This is a genomic window from Lentzea terrae, assembly GCF_003265345.1.
GTDB classification, from domain to species: domain Bacteria; phylum Actinomycetota; class Actinomycetes; order Mycobacteriales; family Pseudonocardiaceae; genus Lentzea; species Lentzea terrae.
In genome coordinates this window covers 359-25,187 of record NZ_QFWW01000007.1, presented here as the reverse complement: position 1 = coordinate 25,187, position 24,829 = coordinate 359, and the positions used below count along the sequence as shown (strand labels likewise).

At 69.3% G+C, this 24,829-nt stretch carries 23 protein-coding genes; 13 read left to right on the top strand and 10 right to left on the bottom strand.

Features of this window, described 5'->3' with window-relative positions; genetic code table 11:
- Positions 1-91: 91 nt before the first annotated feature.
- Together DI276_RS12030 and ppgK are read right to left on the bottom strand one after the other, a co-directional pair.
- Positions 92-1,420 (bottom strand): RNA polymerase sigma factor, encoded by a 1,329-nt coding sequence (locus DI276_RS12030; RefSeq protein WP_112263782.1) that lies wholly within the window; start codon positions 1,418-1,420, stop codon positions 92-94.
- Between the two features lie 218 nt (positions 1,421-1,638).
- Positions 1,639-2,400, bottom strand: a complete 762-nt coding sequence (gene ppgK, locus DI276_RS12025; protein ID WP_112263393.1) for a polyphosphate--glucose phosphotransferase — start codon at positions 2,398-2,400, stop codon at positions 1,639-1,641.
- A 115-nt stretch (positions 2,401-2,515) separates the two neighbouring features.
- Here ppgK and DI276_RS12020 point away from each other — a divergent pair, with 115 nt between their 5' ends.
- Positions 2,516-3,310: an inositol monophosphatase family protein gene (locus DI276_RS12020; RefSeq protein ID WP_269814252.1), complete on the top strand. Its 795-nt coding sequence runs from the start codon at positions 2,516-2,518 to the stop codon at positions 3,308-3,310.
- Position 3,311: 1 nt separating this feature from the next.
- Here the strand turns inward: DI276_RS12020 and DI276_RS12015 are convergent, their stop codons facing one another.
- Both DI276_RS12015 and cei read right to left on the bottom strand, forming a co-directional pair.
- On the bottom strand, positions 3,312-3,842 hold the full coding sequence (locus DI276_RS12015; RefSeq protein WP_157984663.1) for a hypothetical protein: 531 nt from the start codon (positions 3,840-3,842) through the stop codon (positions 3,312-3,314).
- A gap of 23 nt (positions 3,843-3,865) precedes the next feature.
- Positions 3,866-4,582, bottom strand: a complete 717-nt coding sequence (gene cei / locus DI276_RS12010; RefSeq protein WP_112263390.1) for an envelope integrity protein Cei — start codon at positions 4,580-4,582, stop codon at positions 3,866-3,868.
- Between the two features lie 424 nt (positions 4,583-5,006).
- Between cei and DI276_RS12005 the strand changes: the two genes are divergently transcribed.
- Positions 5,007-5,306, top strand: coding sequence for a DUF4193 domain-containing protein (locus DI276_RS12005; protein ID WP_030464829.1), 300 nt, complete (start codon positions 5,007-5,009; stop codon positions 5,304-5,306).
- Between the two features lie 69 nt (positions 5,307-5,375).
- On the opposite strand, the gene DI276_RS12000 is transcribed toward DI276_RS12005, so the two are convergent.
- Complete coding sequence (locus DI276_RS12000) at positions 5,376-5,837, bottom strand: DUF3093 domain-containing protein (RefSeq protein WP_232836605.1); 462 nt, start codon at positions 5,835-5,837, stop codon at positions 5,376-5,378.
- Between the two features lie 24 nt (positions 5,838-5,861).
- On the opposite strand from DI276_RS12000, the gene dut reads away from it, so the two are divergent.
- Positions 5,862-6,335, top strand: a complete 474-nt coding sequence (gene dut / locus DI276_RS11995) for a dUTP diphosphatase (RefSeq protein WP_112263388.1) — start codon at positions 5,862-5,864, stop codon at positions 6,333-6,335.
- A 3-nt stretch (positions 6,336-6,338) separates the two neighbouring features.
- Entirely contained in the window at positions 6,339-6,953 is a 615-nt protein-coding gene (locus tag DI276_RS11990; RefSeq protein WP_112263387.1) for a DUF3710 domain-containing protein, read from the top strand.
- On the opposite strand, the gene DI276_RS11985 is transcribed toward DI276_RS11990, so the two are convergent.
- The gene (locus DI276_RS11985) at positions 6,950-7,609 is read right to left on the bottom strand and encodes an alpha/beta fold hydrolase (protein ID WP_112263386.1); all 660 of its coding nucleotides are present in this window, start codon (positions 7,607-7,609) and stop codon (positions 6,950-6,952) included. The two genes, DI276_RS11990 and DI276_RS11985, sit on opposite strands and share 4 nt — an antisense overlap.
- A gap of 84 nt (positions 7,610-7,693) precedes the next feature.
- Here DI276_RS11985 and DI276_RS11980 point away from each other — a divergent pair, with 84 nt between their 5' ends.
- Complete coding sequence (locus DI276_RS11980) at positions 7,694-8,059, top strand: OB-fold nucleic acid binding domain-containing protein (RefSeq protein WP_035908814.1); 366 nt, start codon at positions 7,694-7,696, stop codon at positions 8,057-8,059.
- Positions 8,056-8,808 (top strand): DUF3159 domain-containing protein, encoded by a 753-nt coding sequence (locus DI276_RS11975; RefSeq protein WP_112263385.1) that lies wholly within the window; start codon positions 8,056-8,058, stop codon positions 8,806-8,808. Before DI276_RS11980 ends, DI276_RS11975 begins: the two co-directional genes overlap by 4 nt.
- Before the next feature lie 585 nt (positions 8,809-9,393).
- Here DI276_RS11975 and DI276_RS11970 read toward each other — a convergent pair.
- Complete coding sequence (locus tag DI276_RS11970) at positions 9,394-11,952, bottom strand: helix-turn-helix transcriptional regulator (RefSeq protein ID WP_112263384.1); 2,559 nt, start codon at positions 11,950-11,952, stop codon at positions 9,394-9,396.
- Between the two features lie 81 nt (positions 11,953-12,033).
- A complete protein-coding gene (locus DI276_RS11965; protein ID WP_198680592.1) occupies positions 12,034-14,595 on the bottom strand; it encodes an AAA family ATPase in 2,562 nt (853 codons plus the stop codon).
- 87 nt (positions 14,596-14,682) lie between these two features.
- On the opposite strand from DI276_RS11965, the gene DI276_RS50845 reads away from it, so the two are divergent.
- The gene (locus tag DI276_RS50845; protein WP_198680591.1) at positions 14,683-15,180 is read left to right on the top strand and encodes an RICIN domain-containing protein; all 498 of its coding nucleotides are present in this window, start codon (positions 14,683-14,685) and stop codon (positions 15,178-15,180) included.
- A gap of 87 nt (positions 15,181-15,267) precedes the next feature.
- Here DI276_RS50845 and DI276_RS11955 read toward each other — a convergent pair whose 3' ends face one another.
- Positions 15,268-15,924, bottom strand: a complete 657-nt coding sequence (locus DI276_RS11955; protein WP_112263382.1) for a potassium channel family protein — start codon at positions 15,922-15,924, stop codon at positions 15,268-15,270.
- Complete coding sequence (locus DI276_RS11950; RefSeq protein WP_112263381.1) at positions 15,924-16,586, bottom strand: potassium channel family protein; 663 nt, start codon at positions 16,584-16,586, stop codon at positions 15,924-15,926. Before DI276_RS11950 ends, DI276_RS11955 begins: the two co-directional genes overlap by 1 nt.
- An 82-nt stretch (positions 16,587-16,668) precedes the next feature.
- On the opposite strand from DI276_RS11950, the gene DI276_RS11945 reads away from it, so the two are divergent.
- The 6 genes from DI276_RS11945 to DI276_RS11920 all read left to right on the top strand — a co-directional run bounded on the left by DI276_RS11945 (position 16,669) and on the right by DI276_RS11920 (position 24,584).
- Positions 16,669-18,654: an APC family permease gene (locus DI276_RS11945; RefSeq protein ID WP_112263380.1), complete on the top strand. Its 1,986-nt coding sequence runs from the start codon at positions 16,669-16,671 to the stop codon at positions 18,652-18,654.
- The gene (locus tag DI276_RS11940; protein ID WP_112263379.1) at positions 18,651-19,856 is read left to right on the top strand and encodes a class I SAM-dependent RNA methyltransferase; all 1,206 of its coding nucleotides are present in this window, start codon (positions 18,651-18,653) and stop codon (positions 19,854-19,856) included. The genes DI276_RS11945 and DI276_RS11940 overlap by 4 nt, the downstream gene beginning before the upstream one ends.
- A gap of 62 nt (positions 19,857-19,918) precedes the next feature.
- Positions 19,919-21,823 carry a 1-deoxy-D-xylulose-5-phosphate synthase gene (gene dxs / locus DI276_RS11935; protein ID WP_112263780.1) on the top strand — a complete coding sequence of 635 codons (1,905 nt, stop codon included), beginning with the start codon at positions 19,919-19,921 and terminating at the stop codon, positions 21,821-21,823.
- Between the two features lie 175 nt (positions 21,824-21,998).
- Positions 21,999-22,709 carry a slipin family protein gene (locus tag DI276_RS11930; RefSeq protein ID WP_232836604.1) on the top strand — a complete coding sequence of 237 codons (711 nt, stop codon included), beginning with the start codon at positions 21,999-22,001 and terminating at the stop codon, positions 22,707-22,709.
- A 58-nt stretch (positions 22,710-22,767) separates the two neighbouring features.
- The gene (locus tag DI276_RS11925) at positions 22,768-23,451 is read left to right on the top strand and encodes a response regulator transcription factor (protein ID WP_030464810.1); all 684 of its coding nucleotides are present in this window, start codon (positions 22,768-22,770) and stop codon (positions 23,449-23,451) included.
- A 5-nt stretch (positions 23,452-23,456) separates the two neighbouring features.
- Positions 23,457-24,584: a sensor histidine kinase gene (locus tag DI276_RS11920; protein ID WP_112263378.1), complete on the top strand. Its 1,128-nt coding sequence runs from the start codon at positions 23,457-23,459 to the stop codon at positions 24,582-24,584.
- Positions 24,585-24,829: the final 245 nt, after the last annotated feature.

Genomic DNA, 24,829 nt, shown 5'->3' with positions numbered 1-24,829 from the left:
CACGCCTGGTCACGGCGTGAGAAAACTCCCGGAAAAAGAAGATCCCCGCACCGAACCGGTGCGGGGATCTCTGCGTATGCCTCAGTAAGACCTAGTCGAGGTAGTCGCGCAGGACCTGCGAGCGCGACGGGTGACGCAGCTTCGACATCGTCTTGGACTCGATCTGCCGGATGCGCTCACGCGTGACGCCGTAGACCTGGCCGATCTCGTCCAGCGTGCGCGGCTGGCCGTCGGTGAGGCCGAAGCGCAGCCGGACGACGCCCGCCTCGCGCTCGGACAGCGTCGCGAGCACGGACTGCAGCTGGTCCTGCAGCAACGTGAACGAGACGGCGTCGACCGCGACGACGGCCTCGGAGTCCTCGATGAAGTCGCCGAGCTGGCTGTCGCCCTCGTCGCCGATCGTCTGGTCCAGCGAGATGGGCTCACGCGCGTACTGCTGGATCTCCAGCACCTTCTCGGGCGTGATGTCCATTTCCTTGGCGAGCTCTTCCGGCGTGGGCTCGCGGCCCAGGTCCTGCAGCAGCTCGCGCTGGATGCGACCCAGCTTGTTGATGACCTCGACCATGTGCACCGGGATGCGGATGGTGCGGGCCTGGTCGGCCATGGCGCGGGTGATCGCCTGCCGGATCCACCAGGTGGCGTACGTGGAGAACTTGTAGCCCTTGGTGTAGTCGAACTTCTCGACGGCGCGGATCAGACCCAGGTTGCCCTCCTGGATCAGGTCCAGGAACGCCATGCCGCGGCCGGTGTAGCGCTTGGCCAGCGAGACGACGAGGCGGAGGTTCGCCTCGAGCAGGTGGTTCTTGGCGCGCTCGCCGTCGCGGACGATCCAGCGCAGGTCGCGGCGCAGCTGCGGGGTGAGCTTCTCCTGCTCCTCCTCGGAGCGGCGCACGCGCTCGGCGGCGTAGAGACCGGCCTCGATGCGCTTGGCGAGCTCGACCTCCTCCTCGGCGTTGAGGAGGGCGACCTTGCCGATCTGCTTGAGGTAGGCGCGAACGGAGTCGGCCGAAGCGGTGAGCTCCGCGTCCTTGCGCGCCTGGCGCAGGGCCTCGGACTCCTCCTCGTCCCAGACGAAGTCACCCTCGTTCTTGGGGTCCTCCGCCTCCTCCGGCTCGTCGACGACCGGCTCGTCGACGATCTCGACGTCTTCCAGGTCCTCGGCGCCGGGAGCGCCTTCCATGTCCTCCGGCTCTTCGCCGTCCTTCTTGGCGGTGCCCTTCGCGGCAGGGTCGGCCTTGCCGGCCGGCTTGCGCGGGGTCTTGGCGCCGGCGGCCTTGGCGGCGGCGGGCTTCTTCGCTGCCGCAGCGGTCGTCTTGCGCTTCGGCTTCTCCTCGGCCTCGCCGGCCGCGGTCGCCTTGGTCGTCTTGGCGGCGCTCGCGGCGGAGCTGGAGCGTCGGGTTGCGGTTTCTGCGGCTGCCACGTACGCCCTTTCGCGACGGTCGTTCAAGGCAAACCAGAGGGCGCGAAACCTCGGTCGCCAGAGTTCAGGGGATCTCCCCGCCGATCTTGCTTGGCGGGTGTGCGTTCCATTGTAACGACGTCGGTGACTCGGTGTTGCGCCCCGAGGTCGTTCGGGGCGCTCTCACCTGCGTTCTCGCAGCTAGATCTGGTCGGACACGTTTCGGTGTCGAATGGCTGCTAAGGCCGCACGCCGTGCGCGGCGGCCCAGGCGGCACCCACGATGCCCGCGTCGTTCTTCAGTGCGGCGGCAACTACTTCGGTGCGAACGTTGAGCAATGGCAACCACTTGTGCGCCTTCTTGCTCACACCGCCGCCGGCGATCACCAGGTCGGGCCAGATGAGGTCCTCGAGCACGTTGATGTACCGCGTGACCCGAGGCGTCCACTCCTCCCAGGACAGGCCCTTCTCCTCCTTCACGGAGGCGGCCGCGCGGGACTCCGCGTCGTGCCCGTCGACCTGCAGGTGCCCGAACTCGGTGTTCGGGACCAGTTTGCCGTCGAGGAACACCGCGCTGCCGATGCCCGTGCCGAACGTCAGCAGCACCACGGTCCCGTCCTTGCCGACGCCCGCGCCGAACGACATCTCCGCGATGCCGGCCGCGTCCGCGTCGTTCATCACGACGATGTCCTCGGGCTTGCGCTTGAGGCGCTCCGCGAAGAGCTGCTGCGCGTCGCAGTTGATCCAGCCCTTGTCCACGTTCGCGGCGCTCAGCGCCACACCGTGCTTGACCACGCAGGGGAGCGTGACGCCGACCGGTCCGTCCCACTGGAACTTCTCGACGATCTCGGCGACGACCTCGGCCACCGCGTCGGGGGTCGACGGCTGGGGCGTGGGGATCCGCATGCGTTCGCCGTCCAGTGCTCCTGCTTCGAGGTCGACCAGACCGCCCTTGACGCCGGAGCCGCCGATGTCCACACCGAACCCGCGGGTGATGCCCATCCCCGTGGTCCTTCCTACTCGATCCTGCTTGCTTCGATTCAGTAACCGTGGTGCGCAGACATTAGCCTGACGAAGTCCGATAGTCCCGTGCTAGTGACGCAGGAGGGAACTGGTCGTGTTCGATCCCCGGCCACTCGTCGACATCGCCACAGCCATCGGACGGGAAGCGGGCGCTCTTGTTCAGCGCATGCGTGCGTCCGCCGTCGTGTCGTTCGACACCAAGAGCACCTCCACCGACGTCGTGACGGCCGCCGACCGCGCCTCAGAACAACTCGTCCGGACGCGTCTGTCCGAGTTGCGCCCCGGCGAGCCCGTGCTCGGCGAGGAGGAAGGCGGGACGGTGGTCGAGGGGTTGACGTGGGTCGTCGACCCGATCGACGGCACCGTCAACTACCTCTACGGAATCCCCTGGTACTCGGTGTCGATCGCAGCGCAGCTCGACGGCGAGTCCGTCGCGGGCGCCGTGGTGGAGCCGGCGACCGGACGGGTTTGGACCGCTGCGCGCGGGTACGGGGCTTTTCTGGACGGCGTGCCGGTGCACGTTTCGGCGACCACGGATCTGTCGCTGTCGCTGCTGGGCTACGGGTTCGCGTACCGGCCGGAACGTCGTCAGCGGCAGGCCGACACGTGGGCCGCCATGTCGACGCGGGTGCGTGACCTGCGCCGGGCCGGTGCGGCGTCGCTGGACCTCTGCTCGGTGGCCGCCGGGCGGCTCGACGCCTACGCCGAGCACGCGTTGGGTCGCTGGGACTGGGCCGCCGGTGGGTTGATCGCTGCCGAGGCCGGTGCCGTGGTGCGGTTGCCGGGGTCGTCGCCGGAGCTGGGGGAGGACGCGACGTTCGCCGCCACGCCGGGCATCGCGGACGCCCTCTACAGCGCGTTGGCCGAGTCGGGCTTCGGCAAGGTCTGAGTCAGCGCGCGGTCGCGGTCTGCCCGGTGAGCGTCGCGAGCAGGTCGACGACCTCGCGCACGTCGGGAACGTGGATCAGCTCGGCGACGGTCCCGTTCCCGAACCCGTCCGGCATGTACCGCTGGTCGAGTCGGACGTAACCGGAGCCGTCCGGTTCCTCGGCGAACGCCAGTGTGTCGATGTCGGTGAGCTTTGTTGCGCGTGGTCGCCGGCCGGGCACTGATACGACGCGTTGGTTCGTGACGTAGTAGGTCGTCCGGCGCAGCGTCAGGAAGCGCCACACGAACGGCTCGGTGATGTGCAGAGCCGCGGACACGACGGGCATCACCACGGCGTACTTGACGATCCAGCTGGCGACCGGGCCCAGCCACAGGTGGAGCAGGCCGAAGACCGCTGCCAGGAACACGAAGAAGGCCGCCTCGAACTTCAGGCTGAACCACATCCACTTCGGGTCCTGGCGCAGGAACACCGAACGGTGCACAGGTCTGCCCTGCCAGAGGACGCGCTCGTCCGGAAGAAGATCGACCCCCATGCGTGCAGGGTAGCGAGTGCGGGTCAGCCGCAGGTCACGTCGCGTGCTGCAGCCAGGTGGTCCTGGTTCAGCGTCGGCTTCGCAGCTGCCGCGACCTGGCCGCCCTGCTGCTCCGGCTGCTGCTCGGCCCACTCCTTGAGCTGGTCGATCACCTTGCGGGCGTCGCTGTTCGGCTTGACCTCGTCGAACTTCTTGCCGACCGCGATGTCGACGGTGGCGTCCTGCCGGTCGTCGCGCACGAGCTCCAGGCACGGCTCCAGCAACGACAGCGTGCGAGCGGCCGACGAGCCGGGCGCGCCGAAGCGGATCTGACCGCGGCAGGTCATGTCGCCCGCCGGGTAGATCGGGTCGTTACCGGGGTCGGCCGCCTGCTTCAGGCCCAGTTCGGTCAGCTGGGTCGCCACGGTCTTGGCGTGGTTGCGCTGGGTCGAGGCGTTGATGACCTTGAAGTTGACGTCGCCGACGGGCACCGGGTCGGTGCGGTCGAGCGCGTCGTGCTCCAGGACGGTGCCCAGCGGCGGAGGCGGCGCCGTCGGCGTGGCCCCGGTGGCCTCCGGACTGGCGGACGTCGTCACGTGACCTGGCGCGTTGCACTTGATGGCCGCGTCCACGTCGCTCGCGTTGCCGAGCACCTTCACCCACACGAACACGGAACTGACCAACAGCACCGCGAACAGGACGAGCGCGGGCACGGGCCGACGCCGCTTGTAGGGCGTCAAGCTTCCCGATGCGGGTCCCACGTCCGAAGCCCCTCCCCGTGTTACGTCCCCTGCTGATCAGCCTAGGCCCTGCCCGGCTGACGCGCGCCTCGACCGGCGTGACCCACCGCACCGGCCTGATTGCTCACAGTCAGGACGGTACCGGCCCCGCGCCAGGTTGCACGCCGGGGCGAACGTGCTCCCGCACAGGGTATAGGTCCAGCGTAGAAAGGTTGTGTCACCCGTCCGGTCGGTAAGGGGTAACCCGATGTCGAGTCATTCGGGCAGTGAGCTACCCTCTGCGCGCTCCGCACACATGTGGATCAAGCCTGGCGGGCACGCCAAGGGGGTTGGCTAACCACCGTGTGTGAGAGACCTACGTCACCTTGACGTGGGGCACAAAAGAGGGCGCTGGAGCGTTAACCAGCGACACGAACAGTCTCCGTAGACCGCAGGGGTGAAAAAGATGGCGACCGACTACGACGCGCCGCGTCGCAGCGAGGCGGACGAACTCGCTGAGGACTCCCTCGAGGAGTTGAAGGCCCGGCGGAACGAGACGCAGTCCGGCGTCGTGGACGTCGACGAGGACGCGAGCGCGGAGAACTTCGAGCTGCCCGGCGCCGATCTGTCCGGCGAGGAGCTCACGTTCAAGGTCCTGCCCAAGCAGGCCGACGAGTTCACGTGCTCGAAGTGCTTCCTGGTGCACCACCGCAGCAGGCTCGCCGAGGACAACAACGGCGTGTACATCTGCCGCGACTGTGCATGATTTCTAGGGCCTGACTCCGCCGAGCAAGACTGGGCGCTCACCCGCACGGGTGGCGCCCAGTTGTGTCTTTCAGGACTTGATCGCGGCGACGAGCTCGTCCGGGCGGCGCGTGCTGATCATCCAGTACGGCGTCGGGTCGTCCGGGTCGTTCACGCGCACCCGCACGAGCGGCTTGACCCAGCCGCGGTGCACGACGTAGGCCGCCGGGTCGAGGTGCGGGCCCATCGCCTTGCGCCGGTCTTCCGGCGCGATGATCTCGGCGTCACCGAGCAGGTCCAGCGGGATGTGGGCGTCGCCGGCGCGCAGCTCGCCGCCGGACACCTCGACCTTCGTCGACCCCATCCGCACGATCAGCACGACCGTCAGCGGCAGCAGGATCACGTACGGCAGCCAGGACCGGACTCCGGGGAAGCCCATGTGCACCTCGGCGGCCAGCAGCGCGGCCGCCAGCAGCGGCAGCGGCCAGATCCACCACGTCACGTACAGGCGCTCGCGGAAGGTCGTTGTGGCGGTCACGGCAGTCTCACTCACGTCGTCAGGGTAATCTCGCCCGCCGTGTCCAGCGTCGAGGTGTTGCTGACCCGGCTCGATCCGGGGGTTCCCGTGCCCGCCTACGCCCGTCCCGGCGACGCGGGCGCCGATCTGGTCACCACGTCGGACGTGGTCATTCCACCAGGCGAGCGCGCCGTGGTCGGCACCGGTGTCGCGATCGCGCTGCCGACCGGGTACGCAGGGTTCGTGCACCCCCGTTCCGGACTGGCCGCGCGGGTCGGGCTGAGCGTGGTCAACACGCCCGGCACGATCGACTCGGGCTACCGCGGTGAGATCCGCGTTTGCCTCGTGAACCATGATCTCCGTGAGCCGATCGCGCTGTCGCGCGGCGACCGGATCGCCCAGCTCGTCGTGCAACGCGTCGAGCACGCGGTGTTCCGCGAGGTCACCGAGTTGCCGGAGACGGAACGCGGTGCGGGAGGCTATGGCTCGACCGGCGGGCACGGGGTGTTCGCCAGTATCCAGACGGAGGGGTAGGGCATGTTCGGAAGGCGCCGCAAGCGCGGTCGTCACTCCGCGGGGGCCGTCGACACCGGTCCGGAGCAGGACGAGGTCTTCGACGACGTCGAGGGCCCGTGGGACTCGACGGTGGCGCCCCACGACGATGTGCAGCGGCTCGACCTGGGATCGGTGCAGCTGCCGATGCCGGACGAGGCCCAGCTGCAGGTCGAGATGGACCAGCAGTCCGGTTCTGTGCGCGCGGTGCACGTCCTCACGTCCGTTGGTCAGCTGACGATCAGCGCGTTCGCCGCGCCGAAGTCGGGTGGCCTCTGGAAGGAGGTCGGTGCCGAGCTGATCCAGAGCCTCAAGGAGGACGGCGCCCGCATCAACCGCGAGAACGGCGAGTGGGGCGAGGAGATCACGGCCCGCAACCAGGGCGTGCAGATCCTCTTCGTCGGCATCGACGGTCCGCGCTGGATGCTGCGCGGCGTCGCGGCCGGGCCGGAGGAGCACTTCGCGCAGAACTCCGAGGCGTTGCGGCAGATGCTGCGCGGCACCGTCGTCGTGCGCGGTGAGCAGCCGATGCCGCCCCGCACGCCGCTGCCGGTCGAGCTGCCGGAGGCGATCGCCCGGCACATCCAGCAGCAGGGTTAGCCCTTCGCTCGTTGCCACGCCTGCACCGCGCGCCCCAGTGCGTGCGGGTAGGCGTCCAGCGTCGTGGTCGTGAGCACGGCGCGCGGGATGGCGTTCGCCCACTGCTCCGCGATCTCGACCGGGTGCACCGGGTCGTCGGTGCACCCGACGATTCCCGTTGGCACGTCGAGGGTTTTCAGCTCTTCGAGCGTGGGCGCGGTCGAGGTCGCGGCTTCTGCCAAGTGCGGCACCAGTTGGTCGCCGTAGCCGCGCCACGCCCGGTGCAGCTCGTCGTGCAGCCAGCCGGTGGTGTTTACGAGTGCTGCCTCGAGGCCTTGCTTTTCGATGATCTCCGCGCTGATCTTCGCGGTCTGGGCCGCGGGGGCGTGGTCCGGCGTTCCGGTCCACGCGGGCAGAGCGAGGATCAGCCCGGCGCACTTGTGCGGGTTGTCCACCGCCCACCGCGCGGCGACGTGCGCGCCAAGTGAGACGCCGCCCACCACGATCGGGTGGCCTGCTGCGGCATTTTCGAGCGCCGTCAACCGTTCACTGAGTGTGCGGACGCGCGGAGCGCTCAGAACGGCGCCGACCTGCGACAACGGGTCGGTGAAGACAGAACGGACAAATACCTCGTCCGAGGCGGTTCCGGGCAGCAGGACGACGGTCTCGACAGGCACGCCCGAGATTGTCGGCCCTCGTGCGTACCCTCACTCACAGACGGTCCACACCACGGGGCCACCAGAGCAATGCAGGAGTCGGGGATGAGCGGCTATTGGCGCCGCTTGGTGCGTCGCTTGACCAGCGACGTCGCCGAGCTCGACGCGGACGACCTCTCGCGAAAAGCGGAGGCCGTCGGCGCGGTGAAGGCCTGCGACTGCAAGTCCGGTGAGGAGGTCACCGTCCTCGGCAGGCTCCGCAGCGTGGAGCTCTGTCCCAGGGACGCGGCCGCCACGCTGGAAGCCGAGCTCTACGACGGCACCGAGGGCGTCACCCTCGTCTGGCTCGGCCGCCGTCGCATCGCGGGAATCGAGCCTGGTCGGACGATCAAGGCCCGTGGCCGCATCGCCGTGCGCGACGGGCGCAAGGTGCTCTACAACCCCTATTACGAGTTGCAGAACGCTTCATGACTTCAGCCAAGACCGACGAAAAGCAGCCCACCGTCCTCGAGCAGATGGGCGGCGTGAGCGGGATGCTCTACTCGTCGCTGCCCGTCGTCGTCTTCGTGATCGTCAACTTCGCCGCCAAGAACCTCATGGCCGCGATCATCAGCGCCCTGGCCGCCGCGGTCGTGATCGGCGTGATCCTGGCCGTCCGCAAGGGCACGGTCCAGCCCGCGATCTCCGCCGTCTTCGGCGTCGGCATCGCCGCGTTCATCGCCTACAAGACGGGCGAGGCCAAGGGATTCTTCCTCTTCGGCATCTGGCAGAGCGTCGTGTACGGCAGCGCGTTCCTGCTGTCGATCGTCGTGCGCTGGCCGCTCGCCGGCGTGATCTGGACGTTCCTCAACGGCCGCGACCGCTCCTGGCGCTCCGACAAGGCCTCGGTCCGCGACTACGACATCGCCACCTTCGTCTGGGCGCTGGTCTTCTTCGCCCGGTTCGTGGTGCAGCGCTGGCTCTACGACGAGGACCAGGTCGGCTGGCTCGCGGTGGCCCGGCTCGCGATGGGTTACCCGTTGATGGCCATCGCGCTGCTCGCCACGGTCTGGGCGGTCCGCCGGGCGGACAAGCGCCTGAAGGCCGCCGAGGAAGCCCGCGCGGCCGCCGACACCGAGGCCGATGTGCTGGCCCGCACGGCCGACGACCTCCTGACGCCGGACATGGACGAGCTCAAGCGCGTCGTCGACTCCGAGGCGCGGGACAAGTCCAGAGACTGATCGGCACTGCTGTTCTCCCGCGGCCGGTACCTCGCCTGAGGTGCCGGCCGCTTCGTGTTCCGGGGGAGCGGTGGAGATCCGTCGGGCGGATGTTCGGTGTCGGCGCGATCTGCGGTGGCGGATTAGCCGAGACCTTGGGCAGGGACGGCTTTTGTGGACGAAGTTGGCCTGGCACGGGTGGCCGCCGCACGTCCGCCCGGTCGACGGTGATGGCGCCCAGGCTTGCTGGCTGATCCCGCTTGGCGCGCTGGCCGACTGACGGCGGCTTCGCCGCCCTTGCCGGTCGACCAGCATGCGATATCCGGTATATCTGATATCGGTTTGCGCAGGTGAGCGCGGTGATGCGGGGCGATGTGCGGTATATCGGATATCGGTGACGTGGGCCCGGCCGTGCGGCGGCGATATGCGATATATGGGATACCGGCTACGGCCCAGGTGAGCATGGGCCATGCGGCAGTGGTGCGATATATCGGATACCGGCTGGTCAGGGGTGCGGCGATGTGCGATATATCGGATATCGGGTGGCGGTATCCAGTACATCGGATATCGGGGCCGGTCCGTCGGCAGTATCCGATGTACTGGATATCAGGACGGGCCCAGCACGGTGCGCAGCTCGTCGCGGCCCGTCACCCCGAGCACGCCGTATATCGCGTGCAGGTGGTTGTCGACCGTCCGCTTCGAGGTGTGCAGCTTCTCCGCGATCTGCTGGTTGGTGAGACCGGACGTGGCCAGCCGCGCCACCTCCACCTGGCGGCGGGTCAGGTGGGTCAGGCCGTCGACGCGCAGGGCAGGAGTGTGGACGTTGTCGAAGTCGCGCATCAGCAACGCCTGGCGGGCCGAGGCCTGGGAGGCAGCGCGGGGGTTGTCGTGCACCCGGTGCAGGCGGGCGGCGGAGGCGAGGGCTTCGGCGGCGTACAGGGTGGCGCCCAGGCGCAGGAAGTCCGTTGCCACGGCCTCCAGGACGGTCGGTGCCGCGTGCGCGAGGGCGGTCGCGTGTGCCGCGTAGGCGGAGGTCATCGGGTCGTCCATCGTGGACGTGAGGGCCGCCAGGCGCAGGGACGTGTCGACGCCGAAGCGGGCGGCGTCGTGCAGCGCCATGGCTTCGCTGGAGTGCGCGCCCAGTTCGGCGCATTCGTCGGCGGCTGCCATCGCGGTGTCGGCGGCGGCGCGGACGTCGCCCGCGCCGGCGAGCACCCAGGGGCGTGCCAGCGACACCGCCAGGCCGGTCAGGCGCCAGGCCGGGCGGCGGGCTTTCTCCGCACGCGCCAGGGCTTCCTGGGCCAGGTAGGTGTCGCCGCAGAGCGCCGCGGCGGAGGCGAGACTCGCGAGCGCGATCGTGTCGAAGACCAGTGGCTTTTCCTCGGTCTTCGCGCTGCCTTCCCTGGCCAGGCGCAGGGCGTGGGAGCCGCGGCCGCGCATGCGCGCACAGAACGACAGCGCGCTGTAGACCGATGTCGGGCCGATGAAGGCCAACTCGTCGTACGACGCGTCGAGCGTCGACAACGCGAGACTTTCCGCTTCGGCCAGGTGACCGCCGTACGCCAGAGCGAAGCAACGTACGCGCGATGCGCCGTAGTCCGGCGGTGAGTCGCCGCCCAGCGCCAGCAGTTCGGTCTCGTAGCGGTCGATCTCCTCGTCAGTTTCGCGGTACCGGCCGGCGTGCACGAGGCACAGCGCCCTGATCAGTCGCATGGGGACGGACAGGTGTGGTGCTACGGGCTGATAGGTGCTCTCCAGAACGGTGGCGACGTTGTGGTGGTGGGCCTCCTGCAACGTTCGGGTGACCTTCAGCCAGTCCCGCAGCTCGTCCGGGAGGTCCGGCACGTCGACGCGGTCGAGCACTGCGGTGGCCGCCTCGGCGTCGCCCAGCGCGAAGTAGAGGTTCATGGACCTGGTGGCGCCGAGGCGGCTCAGGTCCTCCGCCGACAGCGGGCCTGCCATGACGTCGGCCAGCGTGGCCTCGGCCTGGTCGGGTGCGCGGCCGTGCATCAGCACCTGGCCGAACACGTGCCCCACCCGGTTCAGCCCGCCCGCGTCGACCGCGGCACGGCACAGCCGTTCGGCGAGCGTCACGTCCCGCGCGGCCCACGCCTGTTCGGCCGCTGCCGCCAGCAGATCGAGTGAAATCGGCGAGCCGCCGTCGAGCCGCCACGTCGCGATGCGCATCAGATCTTCCCGGCGGCGTGCGCCTGTGGCCTCCAGACCGGCGGCCAACGCGCGTTGGTGCGACTGCGCGCGCACCGGAGGACATGTGGCCCTCAACAAACTGCCGTACAACGGATGCCCCAGTCGCACGACGGTTCGCCGCCCGGACGTCTCGACCCGGATCAGGGCACGGGTCTCCAGGTCGTCGAGCGCCTCCTCCTGCACCAGCGACGCCAGCAGGTCCAGCTCCACCGGCTCGGAGCAGGCGAGCAGCTCCAACGCCAGCCGGTGCGCCGGTTCCAGTCGCCCGAGGTTCTCCTGCACGAGCTCGCCGAGCCGTCCGCCCAGCTCGATCGCGCCGTGCCACGACCAGATGCCCTCGACCGCGCGCAACGAGCCGACCGCGCGCCCGGACACCACGAGTTCCCTGAGGTACAACGGGTTTCCCGCGCTGCGCGACCACAGCAACGCCGCCGACCGGGTGTCCACCGGGCCGTCGAGCGCGCGTTCCAGCAGTTCGTCGGACTCGGCACGGGACAGGTCGCCGAGCGGGTACCGCTGCAGCAACCCCTCCTGCCACAGCTCCGCCCGTTCACCAGGCCGCGATGTCACCAACACGCGTGCATGCCCGTGACGGATCACGTGGTGCAACAGGCCGATGGAAGTGTCATCGAGCAGATGCGCGTCATCCACCACGATCGCCAAAGGCTGCGGTTCGACCAGAAGATGCTCAACGGCGCGACCGAGCGGATTCGCCGTGCGCATGTCGGCGGGCAGCATCGCGGCGAGAGCCCCGAACGGGATGGATGACGTCGCCACGGTCGCGTAGCAACGTCGGACGGTGCAGCCGGACACCTCCAGCCGGTCGACGACCTCGTCAGCGAGCCGGGTCTTGCCCACCCCCGCGGGTCCGACGAGCGCGGCGCCGTTCCCGTTCGGTTCGGTGAGCGCGGACATCACGTCCTGAAGCTCCCGCACCCTGCCCACGAACGGCCACACAACTCGCAGTGTGCCGAAGGTTCCGTTTGAAACGCATGTTGTTTTGCACGAGTCCGAACGGGATGGGCACGAAAGTGTCGCTCAGCTCTGGCCGAACAACGCGCGCAAGCCACCCCGTCCGGTCACACCGACCGCGGCGTAGGTCGTGTGCAGGTGGTTGTCCACAGTGCGCTTGGCGATGGCGAGCCGTTCGGCGATCTCCACGTTCGTCAGCCCCGACACAGCCAGACGCGCGATTTCCAGCTGACGCGGCGTCAACGCGGCGAGCGTGCTCGTCACCACCAGACCGGGCGTGGTGGCGCCGTCGAACGACTCCGCGAGCGCCGAAGCCTGCCGTTCCAACCGTTCCGCGTCGCGCGGCCGGTCGTGCAACCGGGACAGCCGGCTGGCCTCCGCAAGCGCCTCGGCCGCGTACAAGGTGACACCGCACGCCGTGAACGCCGCCGCCACCTCCTCCAGCCCCGCCGGGTCACGCAACGCGCGCGCCTGCGCGTGCGAGGCGTACGCGGACGTCAGCGGATCCTTACGTGTCTTCGCTAGCTCCAGAAGCCGTGGTGAGGTGTCCGCACCGAACCGTGCCGCGTCGTGCAGCGACACGATCTCCTCGGAATGCGCGCCGTGTGCCCGCGCGACGGCGGCGTTGTCCAGTGCGGCCTGCATCGCCTCGTTGACGCGCCCCGCGCCCGCGAGCACCCACGAGCGCGCGGCCCCGACCGCGAACCGTGCGATCCGCCACGCCGGACGCAACCCGTTCTCGGCGCGCGCCAACGCCCGTTCCGCACGGTCGGACTGCCCCAGCAACGCCGCCCCGGCCGCGAACTCGGCGAGCAGCAGCACGTCCCACATCATCGCCTGGGAGTCGGCCCCGGCACCGGACTCCGGGATGCCCTCCGCGGTGATCCGCACGGCCGCCGCAGCCTGGCCGCGGAACCGCGCGCTCTGGCTCAGCAGCACCCGCGGCGGCACCTGGGTGACCGACCAGCGGTCCTCCTCGATCACCTCGGCCAGCGCCCGCACGGCCCGCGTCTCGGCCCCGGCCAGGTCACCGCAGCGCAGGATGCTCTCGTTGCGCACCCCGTTCGCGGCGTTCATCAGCGACGGGAACCGGCCGGCCGTCGCCACGACCGCCTCGTGGTTGGCGTCGATCCGCGCGAGCGCCTCGGTGTAGCGGCCGGCGAACTGGTCCGCGAACGCCAGCACCTGCCGGCCGGCGGTCGCCGCCCAGCCGTCCTCGGCGATCAGCAGCTCGCCACCCAACCGCGCGATCCGCAGCGGCGCCGACTCCAGCGCGAACGTCAGCGCGAAGAACAGCACCGAGTGCTCCAGCTCCGGCGGCAGCTCCTGCGCGGTGACCTCGTCCAGCACCGCGACGGCCGCGTCCTCGTCGCCGAGGCCGAAGAACAGGTTGAACGCGCGCGTACAGCCGACCTGGATGACGGTGAGCATGTCGCCGCCCGCCGCCATCGTCTCTGCGAGCACCTCTTCGGCCTGTACGCACTGACGCTGGTACATCAGCACGAGGCCGAGCACGAGCCCTACGCGCGATGTCGCCCCACGCGCCACGGCAGCGCGCGAGAGTCGTTCGGCGAGCTCCCAGTCCTGCGCGGAAAGTGCCTGTTCAGCGGCCCGTGCGAGCACGTCAGGCGATTCCGCCGTGCCGCTGTCCAGTCGCCACGTCGCGACCCGCACCGCGTCGCCGGGCCGGTCCGCGCCCTTTGCCTCAAGCCGGTCGGCCAGCGCTCTTCGGTGCGCTCTGGCTCTCAACGTCGGGCACGTCGCCCGCAGGCGCGCGCTGTAGAGGGGGTGCGCGACGCGCGCGCGTCCGTCGTCGCCGATGCGCACGAACCCCATGTCCACGAGGTCCTGCGGGACCGGCATCAGCTCGGGCTCCAGCGGCTCGCCGTACGCGAGCAGCTCCAGCGCACGCCGCTGCGGTTCGGCCAGGCGTCCGAGGGTCAGGTCGACGAGCTCGGCGAGCCGTCCGGACAGCTCCAGCGGCCCGCTCCAGTTCCAGCCACCCTGCGTCTCGCTGAGCGCGCCCGAGTGCCGGCCCGCCGCCACGAGTTCCTTGAGGTACAACGGGTTGCCCTGGCTGTTCGCCCACACCAGGTGCCGCGTCGAGGCGTCAGCGGGCCCGCCGAGCGCGGACGTGAGCAACGCGTCCGCGCGGTCCTGGTCGAGGGCGTCGACGCCGACGACGGTCAACCCGTCCATGCCCCACCCGAGCCGCGCTGTGCAGATGACCCGCGTCAGCTTGTGGCGCACCACGTGCTGCAACACCAACAACGACGTGTCGTCGAGCAGATGAGCGTCATCGATGAACAACACCCGCCGCCCACCGCGTGCGAGGTGCTCGGCGGCGGCACGCACCGACGCAGCGGGCAGCAGGCCGGGACCCGGAGCTCCGGCGGGCAGATCTGTGGGCACGTGCGACGCGATCGCGCCGAGCGGAATCTGCGACGTGGCGATCGTGGCGTAGCACCGCACGACGGGGTGCGGCACCGCGGCGAGCGCCTCCGCGGCCAGGCGCGTCTTGCCGACTCCGGGAGGCCCGGACAGCAGCACCGCGCCGTCCACGGCCAGCGCCCGCAGCGCCGCCCGCAGCTCGTTCTCGCGCCCGACCAGGGGCAACTGATCGCTCACAGCTGGTAAGTGCTCGCTTCCGTTGTGCAGATACCCGAGTTCAGCACGCGCATGTATCAGGCGGCGAGCGGCGAGCGTCTGGACCGCATGAAACCTTTCGTGCGCAAGATCGCGCTCCTGGCCTCGCTCGCGCTCGTCTCCGGCGGTCTGCTGGTCAGCACCTCCGCCACGGCGGGCGCGCAGACGGGGTCCTACGTCCAGTCCAAGTTCAACGGCCGGTGCATGACCGCCGCCACCGGGCAGAACGGCGCCGGCATCATCATGGTCGACTGCGTGAACGCACCGACCCAGCGCTGGTACTGGGACCAGCTGCGGCTGCGCAACGCCGACAGCGGCAGATGCCTCACCGCCGCCTGGGGCAACGGTGACAACGGTGCTCACCTGCAGCTGTACGACTGCGACGCGAGCCGGCCCGGCCACCAGACCTTCTACCGCCCGGCCTCCCACTCGTACGAGGTCGGCCGGATCCGGGTGATGATGCCGGGCTACCGGTGCGTCGAGATCGCCGGCGCGAACTGGTGGCAGGGTGCGTCCGTGCAGCTCTGGGACTGCCACGGAGGCGGCAACCAGTACTGGTGGGTTTAGTACCGCCGACCAACGCCGCGTCTTCCGGCGCTCAGCAGGGCACCGTCTGATCGTCGCAATACGAGGCGAAGGCCGACGGCCACGGCACTAATAACCCAACGCCTTCTTGATGTCCTGCTCGACGGCGGCGGTGGTGACGAACAACAGCTCATCGCCGCCTTCGAGCGTGTCGTCCGGCTGCGGCACGATGACCCGCCCACCGCGCAGGATCGTCACGAGCGCGCAGTCCCGGGGCAGCGTCAGCTCCGACACGGCACGGCCGGCGAACGGCGTCGACTCGTCGAGCGTGATCTCCACGAGGTTCGCCTGCCCCTGGCGCAACGTCAGCAGCCGCACGACGTCACCGATCGTCACGGACTCCTCGACCATCGCGGCCAGCAGCCGTGGCGTGGACACGGCGACGTCGACACCCCACGACTCGGTGAAGAGCCATTCGTTCGTCGGGTCGTTCACGCGCGCGACGACACGACGGACCGCGAACTCGGTCTTCGCGAGCAACGACACCACGAGGTTGACCTTGTCGTCACCGGTCGCGGCGATCACCACGTCGCACAGCTGCATGCCCGCGTCCTCCAAAGAGGACAGCTCGCACGCGTCGGCCTGCACCCACTCGGCCTGCTCGACCGAGTTCGGGTCGAAGTGGGCCCGGTCCCGCTCGATCAGCATGACCTGGTGCCCGTCCTGCACGAGCTCCTGCGCGATGGACCGCCCCACCGCGCCCGCACCAGCGATCGCGACCCGCATCAGCTCTCCTCCGGTGCCTGCTGCGCCGCCGCCGCGACGTCGGTGATCGTGCCGGACAGCGCCGCCACGTAGATGGTGTCGTCGGCCTGCACGACGGTCTTCGCGTCCGGCAGCACGCCCGTGCCGAAGCGCATCAGGAACGCCACCCGCGCGCCGATCGCGCCTTCCAGCTCGAACACCGGACGGCCGACCCAGGTCTCGTCGACCTCGATCGGCAGCACCGCCACGGTGCCGGACGGGTCGCGCCACGCGGTCGCCGCGCCCTCGGGCAGCAGCATCCGCAGGAACCGGTCGGTCGACCACGGCACGGTCGCCACGGTCGGGATGCCCAACCGCTCGTACACGGCCGCGCGCTTGTGGTCGTAGATGCGGGCGACGACGTGTTCGACACCGAACGTCTCGCGCGCGACCCGCGCCGAGATGATGTTCGAGTTGTCGCCGCTGGAGACCGCCGCGAACGCGCCCGCGCGCTCCACGCCGGCCTCGATCAGGACGTTGCGGTCGAACCCGTTGCCGACGACCTGCTGGCCGTGGAAGTCGCTGCCGAGCCTGCGGAACGACTGCGGGTCCTTGTCGATCACGGCGACCTGGTGGTCGAGTCGCTCGAGGGCCCTGGCCAGGGAGGCTCCCACCCGGCCACATCCCATGATCACCACGTGCACGACATGCCTCCTCAGGCGAACTCTGAGCAGAACCTACCGAGCATTAGCCCGTCCCGGTGAGCGGACCCCTTACGCTCTGGCCGTGTCCAAGCTCGCCACCGCTGCCAAACGCCTCCTGGTCGGCAGGCCGTTCCGCAGCGACCGTCTCTCGCACACCCTCCTCCCCAAACGGATCGCCCTCCCCGTCTTCGCCTCGGACGCCATGTCCTCGGTCGCCTACGCGCCCGAGGAGATCTTCCTGATGCTGTCGGTGGCGGGCCTGAGCGCCTACGCGCTGGCGCCGTGGGTGGGTGTCGCGGTCGTCGTGGTCATGCTCACCGTGGTCGCCAGCTACCGGCAGAACGTGCACGCCTACCCGTCGGGCGGCGGTGACTACGAGGTCGCGACGGTCAACCTCGGCCAAAGAGCAGGGCTGACCGTGGCGAGCGCCCTGCTCGTGGACTACATCCTCACGGTCGCGGTGTCGATCTCGGCGGCGGCGGCGAACATCGGCTCGGCGATCCCGTTCGTCGCGACCCACAAGGCGGAGTTCGCGGTGGCCGCGATCGTCGTGCTCACGGCGATCAACCTGCGGGGCATCCGCGAGTCAGGGGCCGCGTTCGCCATCCCGACCTACGCGTTCATGATCGGAATCTTCGGCCTGATCGCGTGGGGCCTCTTCCGCGGGTTCGTGCTCGGTGACGACATGCGCGCGGAGAGTTCCGGCCTGGAGATCCACGCCGAGGGTGACCACCTGATGGGCCTCGCCTTCGTGTTCCTGGTGCTGCGGGCTTTCTCGTCCGGTTGCGCCGCGCTCACCGGCGTCGAGGCGATCAGCAACGGCGTGCCCGCGTTCCGCAAGCCCAAGTCCCGCAACGCCGCCACGACGCTGTTGCTGATGGGCGGCATCGCCGTGATCATGCTGATGGGGCTCATCGTCCTCGCACAGCTGACCGACGTCAGGATGGCGGAGTCCCCCGCGCACCAGATCACCAACGCGCCGGCGGGCTACGAGCAGAAGACGATGGTCGCGCAGGTCGCGCACGCGGTGTTCGACAGCTTCCCGCCCGGCTTCTTCTTCATCACCGGTGTCACGGCGCTGATCCTGGTGCTCGCGGCGAACACCGCGTTCAACGGCTTTCCGGTGCTCGGCTCGATCCTCGCCCAGGACCGTTATCTGCCGCGTCAGTTGCACACCCGCGGCGACCGGCTGGCGTTCTCCAACGGCATCCTCTTCCTGGCCGGGTTCGCGGTCGTCCTGGTGATCGCGTTCGACGCCGAGGTCACGAAGCTGATCCAGCTCTACATCGTGGGCGTGTTCGTGTCGTTCACGATGAGCCAGCTCGGCATGATCAAGCACTGGCGGCGGTTGCTGAAGACCGAGAAGGACGCACAGGCACGCAAGCGGATGCGGCGCTCGCAGGCGATCAACACGTTCGGTCTGGCGATGACCGCGACCGTGCTGATCGTCGTGCTCATCACGAAGTTCACCAAGGGCGCGTGGATCGCCATCGCCGCGATGGCCGCCATCTACGCGTTGATGACCGCGATCCGCAAGCACTACGACACCGTTGCCGAGGAGCTGCGCCAGCAGGAGCGCGTGCGCACGATGCCGGCGCGCAACCACGCGATGGTGCTGGTGTCCAAACTGCACATGCCGACGCTGCGGGCGTTGTCCTACGCCAAGGCCACACGGCCGGACGTGCTGGAGGCCGTCACGGTCAACGTCGACGACGGCGACACCCGCCGGCTCGTCGCGCAGTGGGAGAAGGAGAACTTCAAGATCCCGCTGAAGGTGATCGAGTCGCCGTACCGCGAGATCACCAGGCCGGTCCTCGACTACGTGAAGCGGGTGAAGTCCGACAACCCGCGCGACGTCGTCACCGTGTTCATCCCCGAGTACGTCGTCGGGCACTGGTGGGAGCAGCTGCTGCACAACCAGAGTGCGTTGCGGCTCAAGGGAAGGCTGCTGTTCCAACCGGGTGTGATGGTGACCAGCGTGCCGTGGCAGCTGGCGTCCTCCACCAAGGTGCGAGACAAGGACGTCATCGCGCCTGGAGCTGTCCGAAGGGGACTTGACGACCGATGAGCTTGGCCAAAGCAAACTGGGTTGGACAGAAGTTCGAAGTAGAGGTCGGTCCCGTCGCACACGGCGGCCACTTCGTTGCACGGCACGAGGGACGCGTTCTGTTCGTGCGGCACGCACTGCCCGGTGAACGTGTTGTCGTCTCGGTTTACGAGGACAATGGTGGGTCGTTCTGCCGCGCGGACGCCGTGGAGATCCTGACGCCGTCACCGGACCGGGTGGAGCCGCCGTGCCCGTTCAGCGGACCGGGGATGTGCGGTGGCTGCGACTTCCAGCACGTGTCGTGGGACGCGCAACGGGAGCTGAAGACGCAGGTCGTCCGTGAACAGCTCAGCAGGCTGGGCAAGATCGAACGGGACGTCGTCGTGGAGGCGCTGCCGGGTGGTCCGCTGGAGTGGCGGACCCGGATCCGGATGGCCGTCGACAGGGACGGGAGGCCCGGATTCCGCGGCACTCGCTCCCACGATGTGATCCCGATCGACCACTGTGTGATCTCCCGGCCGGGCATGGTCGAGTCGGTCGCTGACCGAAAGTGGCGAGCCCAGGAGCTGACGATCACCCAGGACGGTGACGGCAACCTGCATCTGGGTGAGGTGAGCGGCCGACACACCGTCCGACGCGCCGGATCGGGTACGGCCGTCGAGACCGCCGCCCAACGAAAGTGGCGAATTTCTGCCGACGGCTTCTGGCAGGTCCACCCCGCCGCCGCGGACACGTTCGCGTCCGTCGTGGGGGAGTGGATCGCCGCCGAACCGGGCCAGCGCGCGTGGGATCTCTACGGCGGCGCGGGACTGTTCGCCTCGGTGCTGGCGCGGCAGGTCGGCGAGACCGGATCGGTGCTGGTCGTCGAGTCCTTCGCGGGTGCCGTGGAGGACGGTCGCCGCAACCTTCGCCGCATGTCCCAGGTCGAGTGGGTGGTGGACAAGGTGGAACGAGCCGTGACGCGCAAACTGCCCGTCGAGGACCCTCACGTCGTGGTGCTCGACCCGCCGCGCAAGGGGGCCGGCAAGGTCGTTGTGGCTGAAGTCGCACGACGCCGGCCGGAACGGGTCGTCTATGTGGCGTGCGACCCCGCCGCGCTGGCCCGCGACTTGGCTGAATTCACAGTTCAGGGGTATCGGCTCGAAGATCTGCGAGCGTTCGACGCGTTCCCGATGACGCACCACATGGAGTGCATCGCGCTGCTCGTACCTGAGACGAGGTGACAAAGCGTCTCAGTCGAGTCTCCGTAGACTGAGCCGAAGTCTTCAGGAGTGAGGTGGGCGTGGTGACCCTGCTGGAGTCCGTGCATGGACCGGCTGATCTGAAACGGATGGACGAGGCGCAGCTGAAGCAGCTGTGCGAGGAGATCCGGCGTTTTCTGGTCGACAAGGTGTCCAAGACGGGCGGGCACCTCGGCCCGAACCTCGGTGTCGTCGAGCTGACCGTGGCGCTGCACCGCGTCTTCGACTCGCCGCAGGACCCGATCGTGTTCGACACCGGGCACCAGTCGTACGTGCACAAGATCGTCACGGGTCGCCGCGGCGGGTTCGACCGGCTGCGTCAGCAGGGCGGCCTGTCCGGCTACCCCTCGCGGTCGGAGTCCGAGCACGACGTGCAGGAGAGCTCGCACGCCTCGACGGCGCTGTCCTACGCCGACGGCCTGGCGAAGGCGAAGCAGATCACCGGCGCGCACGGCCACGTGGTCGCGGTCGTCGGTGACGGCGCGCTGACCGGCGGTATGTGCTGGGAGGCGTTGAACAACATCGCGGCGGACAAGACGCGTCCGGTCGTGATCGTCGTCAACGACAACGGTCGCTCGTACTCGCCGACCATCGGCGGTCTGGCCGACCACCTGTCGACGTTGCGGCTGCGTCCCGGCTACGAGCGCGTGCTGGAGAAGGGCAAGAGCGCGCTGCAGCACACGCCGTTCTTCGGCAAGCCGCTGTACGCCGCGCTGCACGCCGCCAAGCGCGGCATCAAGGACGCGCTGGCACCGCAGGCGATGTTCGAGGACCTCGGCCTGAAGTACATCGGCCCGGTCGACGGCCACGACCAGGCGACGCTGGAGTCCGCACTGCAGCGTGCGAAGTCGTTCGGCGGCCCGGTGATCGTGCACGCGGTGACCCGCAAGGGCATGGGTTTCGCGCCGGCCGAGAACCACGAGGCCGACCAGATGCACGCCACCGGCGTCATCGACCCGATCACCGGCGAGGACGTGAAGCCCGCCGGCCGGACCTGGACCCACGTGTTCTCCGACTCGCTGGTGGAGATCGGCCGCGAGCGCTCCGACCTCGTGGCGATCACCGCCGCGATGCAGGGACCCACCGGTCTGGACGCGTTCGCGAAGGCGTTCCCGGAGCGCTTCTACGACGTGGGCATCGCCGAGCAGCACGCGTTCACCTCCGCCGCCGGTCTCGCCATCGGTGGTCTGCACCCGGTCGTCGCCGTCTACGCGACGTTCCTGAACCGGGCGTTCGACCAGCTGCTGATGGACGTCGCGCTGCACAAGCAGGGCGTCACGGTCGTGCTGGACCGCTCGGGCGTCACCGGCCCGGACGGTGCGTCGCACCACGGCATGTGGGACATGTCCATCTGCGGTGTCGTCCCCGGCATCCACGTGGCCGCACCGCGCGACGCCGGCACGTTGGCCGAGGAGCTGCGCGAGGCCGTGGCGATCTCGGACGCGCCTACGGTGATCCGCTACCCCAAGGCCTCGGTCGGTCCGGACCTGCCCGCGTTGGAGCGCGTGGGTTCCGTTGACGTGCTTCGGCGGTCGGGTTCTGACGTGCTGTTGGTGACTGTCGGCGCGTTGGGTGAGCTCGGGCTTGAGGCTGCTCAACGGCTTGAGGACCAGGGCATCGGCGTGACGGTCGTCGACCCGCGGTGGATCTACCCGATGTCGGCGGACCTCGTGGAGATGGCCGCGTCGCACAAGCTCGTGGTGACCGTTGAGGACGGTGGCCGGCACGGTGGCTTCGGTTCGTCGTTCGCGGCCGCGTTGCGTGACGCCGAAATCGACGTGCCGTTGCGCGACATCGCTCTGCCGCAACAGTTCCACGACCACGGCTCGCGTGGCGAGGTGCTGGCGTTGCTGGGCATCACCGCGCAGGACGTGGCGCGCCGGGTGACGGAGTGGGCCTCACGGCTGGAGTGCCTGCCCGTCGAAATTGACGCGCCCGCGGAGAACTAGGTCAGCTAACCTCCACCTCGAAGCGTCCGTTCTGGCGGCCCGGCAGGTCTCCCTCGCTCGGGTCCCGCGTTCCGCGGGCGTGTGGTGCTGCAAACACACCAGGTTTTGGTCCTGAGATGCGCCACGACCCCGGTCACACACGGGGGCACTGAGCTTTGCGAGTCCGCTGTCCTTCGTGGACACCGGACTCCCGCTCTCCGCCTCGCTGACCGGGGTCGTGGTCTGTGTGGACGAGGCGGAGAAGATGAAGCACACGTTGTTCCCCTGGGAGCGGGCGGTCCGGTTCGATCGTGGGGTGCTGGCGGGCGAGGTCGAACCCGGTCAGCACAAGTTCCCGCGCCACGTGGTGCTGCATCGCGTCGATCTCCGTCCGCGCTCGCTGACTCCGGCCGCACAGGACGTGCCGACTGCTGACGGCGTGCTGGTCCGTGTGACCGTGGTCGTGCGGTGGGCCGTGTCCTCGGCGACGACGTTCGTGGTCGCGTCTGCCCGACCTGAGGACGAGCTCTACACGGCCGTGCAGCTCGCATTGCGCAGTGCAGTCGTCACGCGCGCGCACTCCGTCATTGACCCTGAGCGTGAGGCGATTTCCGCCGAGGTGCTGGCCGGTGTGGCTGGTAGGGCCGCTGAGCTGGGCGTCGTGGTGTCCGAGGTCGCTGTTCGCGACGTCGTGATGCCCGGTGAGCTGCGGCGGGCGGCGCTGGCCGAGCTGGTCGCGGCGTCCGAGGGGCGTGCGGCGCTGGAGCGGGCGCGCGGTGAGACGGCGGCGTTGCGGTCGCTGTTGAACGCTGCACGGCTGGCGGAGGAGCACCCGGCGTTGCTGGAACTGCGTGCACTGCAGGCTGCGTCGACGGTCGTGGTGGACCGTCCGGCCCGCAAGTCCTGACAGGCTGAGTGAAGGTGCCGTTAAGCGTGGTCTCAGGTGAATGTGGCACCTTTGTGGCGTGCGGATTCTGGTAGTCGAGGACGAGGCGCCCCTGGCCGACGCGATCGCTCGCGGCCTGAGGCGTGAAGGTATGGCCGTGGACGTCGCCTACGACGGCGAGACCGGGCACGAGAAGTCGACCGTCACGCGGTACGACGTCGTCGTGCTCGACCGGGACCTGCCTGGGATGTCCGGCGACGAGCTGTGCAAGGAGATCCTCAGCTCCGGCGCGCTGACCAGGGTCATGATGCTGACGGCCAGCGGGACGATCGAGGACCGCGTGGCCGGGCTGTCGCTGGGTGCGGACGACTACCTCGCGAAGCCGTTCGCGTTCCCCGAGCTGGTCGCGCGCGTACGGGCGTTGGCTCGGCGTGCGACGCCCGCGACGCCGCCGGTGCTGTCCGCGCAGGACGTCGAGCTCGACCCGGCGCGGCGCACGGTGTCGCGCGGCGGGCAGCCGATCGAGCTGACCCGCAAGGAGTTCGGCGTGCTCGAGGTGCTGCTCGCGGCCAAGGGCTCGGTCGTCAGCAGCGAGGAGCTGCTGGAGCGGGTCTGGGACGAGAACGCCGACCCGTTCACCACGACCGTGCGCGTCACGGTCATGACGTTGCGCAAGAAGCTCGGCGAACCGGGCATCATCGACACCGTCGTGGGCTCCGGGTACCGGGTGCCGAGTGCTTCGATCGGACCAGCTGAGGACTGAACCACATGCGCAGGCGCGGGCCGGGGCTGCGGCTCCGGATCACGCTCCTCACCACCGCGCTCGTCGCGGTGGTGAGTGCTGTGCTGCTCTTCCTCGGCTGGTCGCTGGTCGGGAGGGTGTTCGACTCGTCGCCGTCGTTCCCCGCCGGCAGCCAGGTCACCGTGGACGGGGTCAACGTCGACGTCGCGGTGCTGACGAACGCGTTGGCGGCGGCTGCTCGCAAAGACCTGCTGCAGGCCGGGCTCATCGCGTTCGCGTGCATGGTGGTGGCCGCGGCGGTGCTGGCGTGGACGTTCACCGGGCGCGTTCTGAAGCCGCTGCACGACGTCACGGGAGCTGCCCGGCGGTTGTCGGCGGAGTCGCTCGGGGCGCGGTTGCGGCTGGAGGGGCCGCGGGACGAGGTCGCGGAGCTCGCGGACACGTTCGACGCGATGCTCGACAGGCTCGAAGCTGCCTTTGACTCGCAACGTCGGTTCGTGGCGAACGCATCGCACGAACTGCGCACCCCTCTCTCTGTGGTGCGCACGGAGCTGGACGTGACTCTGTCCGATCCGGATGCCGACGTCGAAGAGCTGCGGCGCATGGCCGGTGTGGTCCGCGCGGCGGGGGAGCGTGCCGAGCAGTTGGTGTCCGCGCTGCTGCTGCTTGCGCGCACGGACGGTGTCGGGCTGGCGGTGCGTGAGCCGGTCGATCTCTCTGCTGTCGTCGAGTCCGCGTGGAAGGCCGTGCGCGCGGAAGCCGAGGCGCGCGACCTGCGCACGGTGTTCCGGTGCGCGCCGGCGCTCGCGGTCGGGGATCCCGCACTGCTGGAGCGCATCGCGGGCAACCTGCTGGAGAACGCCGTCCGGCACAACCACGTCGGCGGGTGGATCGAGACCGTGGTGGAGACGGGACCGCAGTGGTCGTTGCTGCGGGTGTCGTCATCGGGTCAGCTGATCCCGCCGGACCGCGTCGAGGAGCTGTTCGAGCCGTTCCGGCGCGGGGTCAAGGACCGCACCAGCCAGTCCGGCACGGGTCTCGGACTCTCGATCGTGCGGGCCGCGGTGGCCGCGCACGGCGGGTTTGCGCAGGCAGTGGCCGTGCCGACAGGTGGTCTGTCGGTCACCGTGCACCTGCCTGCGGCACCCCGCTGACGGTGGACACAAGATTGTCGGCGTGGCCCCGGTCACACTGTGCGTCGATCTTGCCCGGTTACGGCCACTCGTGCGGCGCCTGACCTGCGGTTACGCCGTCAATGACCCCCGATTTGGATCTCAGAAGACCGGCGTGTAAATTTCTCTCTGCCAGCGCGGAACGGGCCGGGAAACACCGGAACGGAGCGCGGCGAAAGACTTCTAAGCCTGACACAGCCCCGGAAGTGACTCTCCTCGGAGATGAG